General features: G+C 52.6%; 9 protein-coding genes. 7 read left to right on the forward strand and 2 right to left on the reverse strand.

What is annotated here, in order from left to right; translation table 11 throughout:
* Positions 1-134 precede the first annotated feature (134 nt).
* Together GAK38_RS23385 and GAK38_RS23390 are read left to right on the forward strand one after the other, a co-directional pair.
* Positions 135-362, forward strand: a complete 228-nt coding sequence (locus GAK38_RS23385; RefSeq protein ID WP_007873677.1) for a hypothetical protein — start codon at positions 135-137, stop codon at positions 360-362.
* Between the two features lie 143 nt (positions 363-505).
* Positions 506-736, forward strand: a complete 231-nt coding sequence (locus tag GAK38_RS23390) for a hypothetical protein (RefSeq protein ID WP_325347278.1) — start codon at positions 506-508, stop codon at positions 734-736.
* Between the two features lie 39 nt (positions 737-775).
* Here GAK38_RS23390 and GAK38_RS23395 read toward each other — a convergent pair whose 3' ends face one another.
* Positions 776-1,288 carry a hypothetical protein gene (locus GAK38_RS23395; RefSeq protein WP_325347279.1) on the reverse strand — a complete coding sequence of 171 codons (513 nt, stop codon included), beginning with the start codon at positions 1,286-1,288 and terminating at the stop codon, positions 776-778.
* A 107-nt stretch (positions 1,289-1,395) separates the two neighbouring features.
* Here GAK38_RS23395 and GAK38_RS23400 point away from each other — a divergent pair, with 107 nt between their 5' ends.
* From GAK38_RS23400 to GAK38_RS23410, 3 genes are all read left to right on the forward strand, one after another.
* Positions 1,396-2,163: a radical SAM protein gene (locus GAK38_RS23400; RefSeq protein WP_325347280.1), complete on the forward strand. Its 768-nt coding sequence runs from the start codon at positions 1,396-1,398 to the stop codon at positions 2,161-2,163.
* The gene (locus GAK38_RS23405) at positions 2,109-2,549 is read left to right on the forward strand and encodes a hypothetical protein (RefSeq protein ID WP_325347281.1); all 441 of its coding nucleotides are present in this window, start codon (positions 2,109-2,111) and stop codon (positions 2,547-2,549) included. Before GAK38_RS23400 ends, GAK38_RS23405 begins: the two co-directional genes overlap by 55 nt.
* Positions 2,550-2,833: 284 nt before the next feature.
* Positions 2,834-3,418, forward strand: a complete 585-nt coding sequence (locus GAK38_RS23410) for a ribonuclease HII (protein WP_325347285.1) — start codon at positions 2,834-2,836, stop codon at positions 3,416-3,418.
* Between the two features lie 20 nt (positions 3,419-3,438).
* Here GAK38_RS23410 and GAK38_RS23415 read toward each other — a convergent pair whose 3' ends face one another.
* A complete protein-coding gene (locus GAK38_RS23415) occupies positions 3,439-4,056 on the reverse strand; it encodes a LysE family translocator (protein WP_325347282.1) in 618 nt (205 codons plus the stop codon).
* 192 nt (positions 4,057-4,248) lie between these two features.
* Here GAK38_RS23415 and GAK38_RS23420 point away from each other — a divergent pair, with 192 nt between their 5' ends.
* The gene (locus GAK38_RS23420) at positions 4,249-4,677 is read left to right on the forward strand and encodes an Lrp/AsnC family transcriptional regulator (RefSeq protein WP_325347283.1); all 429 of its coding nucleotides are present in this window, start codon (positions 4,249-4,251) and stop codon (positions 4,675-4,677) included.
* 51 nt (positions 4,678-4,728) lie between these two features.
* Positions 4,729-4,990: helix-turn-helix domain-containing protein (locus GAK38_RS23425; RefSeq protein ID WP_325347284.1), on the forward strand; the 262-nt coding region annotated here is incomplete at its 3' end.

Genomic DNA, 4,990 nt, shown 5'->3' on the forward strand with positions numbered 1-4,990 from the left:
TAAAGCTAAAACAGGTGGGGAGCCACGCTCCCCGACGGCGTCATAGCACCAAGTTAGAAACGGTCTCCCACCTGAACAAAGACATCATTTCGCAGATCTATGCCGAATGCCAATAAGAACATACAAGATAGAAAATGAAAAAGTTTGCTCTTGCTGCCGTAGCCGTTGCCCTTAGCGCCGGTGCTGCTTTCGCTGAAAATCCAAATGTTGGCACCCCTGCCGATCTTTATGCAAATGACCGCACACCAGTTGCAGCCCAGCAGGTTGATCACACTGCAACCGCTTCGATTGGCCAGTCTTCGTTCCAGGACGGTTCGGCTCATCGCTTTGGTGATGCATCGCCTTCGAGCTTCCAGAACTAAGCCCAGCTTACCAAACCGCGTTTCAATCTGACTACATCAGATCAACGCATACGAGTTATCTCCCCGGTGGATGGCTTTGGTGCCACCCCGGTGCCCCGGAAGCACTGATGCCATCCAAAGGGCGATGAAGAAGGAATAGAAAAATGAAAAAGTTTGCTCTTGCTGCCGTAGCCGTTGCTCTTAGCGCCGGTGCAGCTTTCGCTGAAAATCCACATGTTGGTGAACCTGCCGATCTTTATGCAAATGACCGCACGCCAGTTGCAACACAGCAGGTTGATAATACTGCGACCGCTTCTATCGGTCAAACGACCACCTATCAGGACGGCTCTGCTCATCGCTTTGGCGACGCATCGCCTTCAAGCTTTCAGAACTAATATCGGCGCAAGCCGGTAGAATACAAAAAGGCGAAGCCCTCAGGCTCCGCCTTTTGTTGTTTTTGGTGGTAAAATCTGATGCGGAAGCCGGATTGGCTTGAGCTGTTTCAAGGCAGCACCTGGAACACCTCCATCCCGGATTAAGGGTCGAATTGTTGCGACGGGCGCCAGAAGCACATTATCGAGTGAAGGTTTCGCGCCCAAAAGCTTACCCATCAGGCCTAAATCCTGAGGCGATGAAAACCGCGCAGGCGATTGGCTCATTTCCATATGCCGACGCACCGCGTCTTCCCAACCGTCTGCAAGAATAGCACCCGGTTTCAGCAACAAAAGCCAGTCCGTTCGCAGATCATCAAAAGCCGACTGCAAATCCGTTTCGTCGTAAAGTGAGCAACCTGCCCCCTCTGCAACCAACCTTGTCTCGTCAGTGGACGACCTATCCACAACGACAACACGACGCAATAGCCCTTCCACAACTGCCGGCACCAGTGCTGAGAGTGTTTGAGCCAGAAGCCCCTCAGAATTTCGCGTGAAAATCAGAACTGATAACATGCTTTCTTTTATATCAAGACCGCGTTATCGAAAAGCTTTCGGATTATATGTTCTTGATTTGTTCCAATCATTGGATTACGAGAGATTCTGAAACGAGAGAGTCGGTTATGGAAATTATCCAGCAGGCAGACAAGGCAGCATTCGGAACAGGACGGGCGGAACATGCCAACGCTCTTATCGGTGAAGCAGGCCTGCGCATTGACCACTCGCGACGTCGTGGGCGCGGTGCGGGCATCAATCCTACCGGCCGGTTCGAACCAACCACACGACACGAATTTGATGATGGCTGGGAGACACTTGAAGACCTGCCGCCTTTCAAGACGGATGTTCAAGTTGAGAAACCTCGTACCATCATCACGCGCAATGATTCACCAGATATCAGCTTCGACCGTTCGATTAACCCTTATCGCGGTTGCGAGCATGGTTGCATTTACTGTTTTGCGCGGCCAACACATAGCTATATGGGGCTTTCAGCCGGGCTTGATTTCGAGGCACGTCTGTTCGCCAAACCGGATGCACCACGCCTGCTGGAGCGCGAACTGGCAAAACCCGGCTATCAGGCCAAGACCATAGCAATTGGCACCAATACCGATCCCTATCGGCCCATCGAGAAAAAATGGCGCGTAATGCGCAAGATTCTTGAAGTGCTGGAGGCTGCCAATCATCCTGTCGGCATCGTCACCAAGTCAGCTCTGGTCGTGCGGGATATTGATATCCTGTCTCGCATGGCTGAAAAAGGGCTGGCCAAGGTAGCGCTTTCAGTCACCACGCTTGATGCCAATCTTGCGCGCACAATGGACCCCGCGCATCAACGCCGACTTTGCGCCTGCAGGCCATTCGCAAGCTCGCCGATGCCGGCATTCCGTCGAATGTGATGATGGGACCGATCATACCCGGCATCAACGATCATGAGATTGAGCGTATTCTGGATGCAGCTTACGCACAGGGTGCACGCGAAGCAGGCTATGTACTGCTCCGTTTACCGCTTGAAGTAGCCCCTTTGTTCAAAGACTGGCTGCTGCGCAATTATCCTGATCGCTACCGCCATGTCATGTCGCTCGTCCGCTCCATGCATGACGGGAAAGACTACGATGCCGAATGGGGCAAGCGTATGCGTGGGACAGGCCCTTATGCTTGGCAGATTGGCCGTCGCTTCGAGATCGCTGCACGCAAGCTCGGCTTCAATTCAAAGCGTATTCCCCTGCGCACGGATCTGTTTGAGCCTGTTGAGAAGGGTGGCAAACAGCTTTCGCTTTTTTAAGCGGCGCTACTTCTAGATATCGGCGTTTCCATCATCAAAGTGAGGTGAGAGAGCCGTGTATCTCATTGGCTTTAAGTGTGCATGAGTTGTCAGTTGTGAGTTTGATCCCCGTCTGGTTTTTTCAGGCGGAAGGCCCCTGCTTTTACGCCACTATCCTCGGCAGGGACCTTGCGGAGAATCAGAAGCAATGCGAGCATTGCCGCCAAATGAAACGCTTGAGTTCTGATTCTCCGCTCCTCTTTGAAATCCCGCTTGCCCCCGACTTCTCCGAAGAGAGAAGGCATATGTCGCGAGGGCTTCGCCATATTGCAGGCATTGATGAAGCTGGCCGCGGCCCACTCGCCGGTCCGGTCGTTGCGGCGACGGTGGTGCTTGATCCGAATGACCTGCCAGAAGGGCTAGATGATTCAAAGCGGTTGAAAGCCGCCAAGCGCGATGCGCTTTACGAAATCATCCTCGCCAAAGCACTGACCGTTTCTGTTGCAAGCCTTAGTGCGCGAAGCATAGACGCCAGTGACATTCGCAAAGCAGCGCTGGAAGCCATGCGTCGCTCCTTCATGGGGCTGACACTCAGCCCGGATCATGCCTTGATTGACGGACGCGATGTGCCGCCTGGTTTGCCCTGCCCTGGTTCTGCATTGGTGAAAGGCGATCAACGTTCTATCTCAATTGCGGCCGCATCCATCGTTGCGAAAGTTACGCGTGACCGAATGATGATCCGTGCCGGTCTAGCCCATCCACCATACGGTCTCGAGGTACATGCTGGTTACGGTACGGCCAAGCATCGAGCGGCTATTGAGACAGATGGGCCGGTGCCCGGCATCCACCGCTATACCTTCGCGCCGATCAAAGGGCGCTATAGCGTCTAAGTCATAGATCAATGAAAGGCTTAAACGGTCGCCAGTTTGGCTGCAAAGCCAAAAAGCAGAGCCGCAAAGCCCCAACGCTGAATAGATTGTATGACCGGATATCGCTTGAACAGGTTGCCGAGTGACGATCCTGCAAAGGCATAGATCGTATCGAACGACAGCCCGACGATGGTCATTATCCCACCCAGAAATGCAAACTGCATCATGATACTGCCTCTGTCTGGATGCACGAACTGCGGCAATAGAACCGAGCAGAAAAGCAAAGCTTTTGGGTTCAGCAGATTGGTGAGTAAACCCTTACGGGCGGACGCCAAATAAGAGCGTCGTTCGATGCCGTTGGTTGCTGTATCGAGGGCCGCCAATGGGTGACGCAAAATGCCGATCGCAATCCAGACCAGATAACAGGCACTCACGATCCGCACGAATTGAAACGCGATTGGAAATGCGTGCAGGAGAGCGGCCAACCCAAATGCAGCGAGCAGGACGTGGCAAGCACGGGCCGTTGCAAGCCCTGCGGCAGCAGCTAGTGCATGAGCTCTGCCCTGCGCCGCTCCCGTCTGTAGAAGCAGAATCATGTCCGGCCCAGTAAGAAGAAATGCAGCCGCCAGTGCGCTTGCAAATAACCATGTCTCGCTCATCAATATCGCCCCGAACAGCTAAAATTCACACAGCTGCCATCGGGTTAGCTCATTGCATATGATGAATGAGCTACAGCTGATAGAGCTTTCCGAAGCTAACTCGTAAGTGCAGTCCGTGTCCTTGCGTTTTATGGTGCGGAGTGGATTGAAGTTGATATAATCTGCCGATATGACTTTTCAGAATGGTGGCTTATGCCAAAATTAAAACTAGACGCAACGGACCGTAAGATACTCGCTGCACTGCAAGACGATGCGCGTCTTTCAAACGTTCAGCTTGCCGATAAAATAGGGCTATCCCCTTCCCCGTGTTTGCGACGAGTCAAACTCCTCGAAAAAGCTGGCGTCATTCAAGGCTACCACGCGGCACTCGACCGCAATGCCGTAGGACTGGGACTGACTGTCTTTGTTGGCATCCGTGTAGAGCGCCATCATGAGGAAACAGCAACAGCATTCCGTACTTCAGTGCAGAACCTGCCTGAAGTCTTTTCCTGCCATCTTGTATCGGGAGAATCCGACTTCCTGTTGCAAGTCGTTGTGGCTGACCTCACAGCCTATGAACGTTTTCTAACCGGCACTTTATTACGCCTTCCAGGCGTTATAGATAGGTGGGTTCTAGTTTGAAGTGCGACTTGCAAATGATAACAATGAGTTATCCAATGCAAGGAACCTGTCATGGACCGTACCTATTCGCATATTGATTTGGATAAACGTCGCAGAATAGCCCGCTGGCGCACTGCAAAGCTTTCCGTCGACGTTATTGCTGAGAAGCTTGGAAGGCATCGCTCGACCATTTTTCGTGAACTGAAACGCAATCAGTTTACCGATGATGAGATCAAGGATTTAAACGGCTACTATTGTACGATAGCTGACCAGAAATGCCGCGAGCGGCGTTCGAAGCAACGCAAGCTCATCCGGTATGATGAGCTACGGCAGT

Origin of the sequence: Xylophilus sp. (assembly GCA_009914555.1) — a bacterium.
Lineage (GTDB): Bacteria > Pseudomonadota > Gammaproteobacteria > Burkholderiales > Burkholderiaceae_C > WNDY01.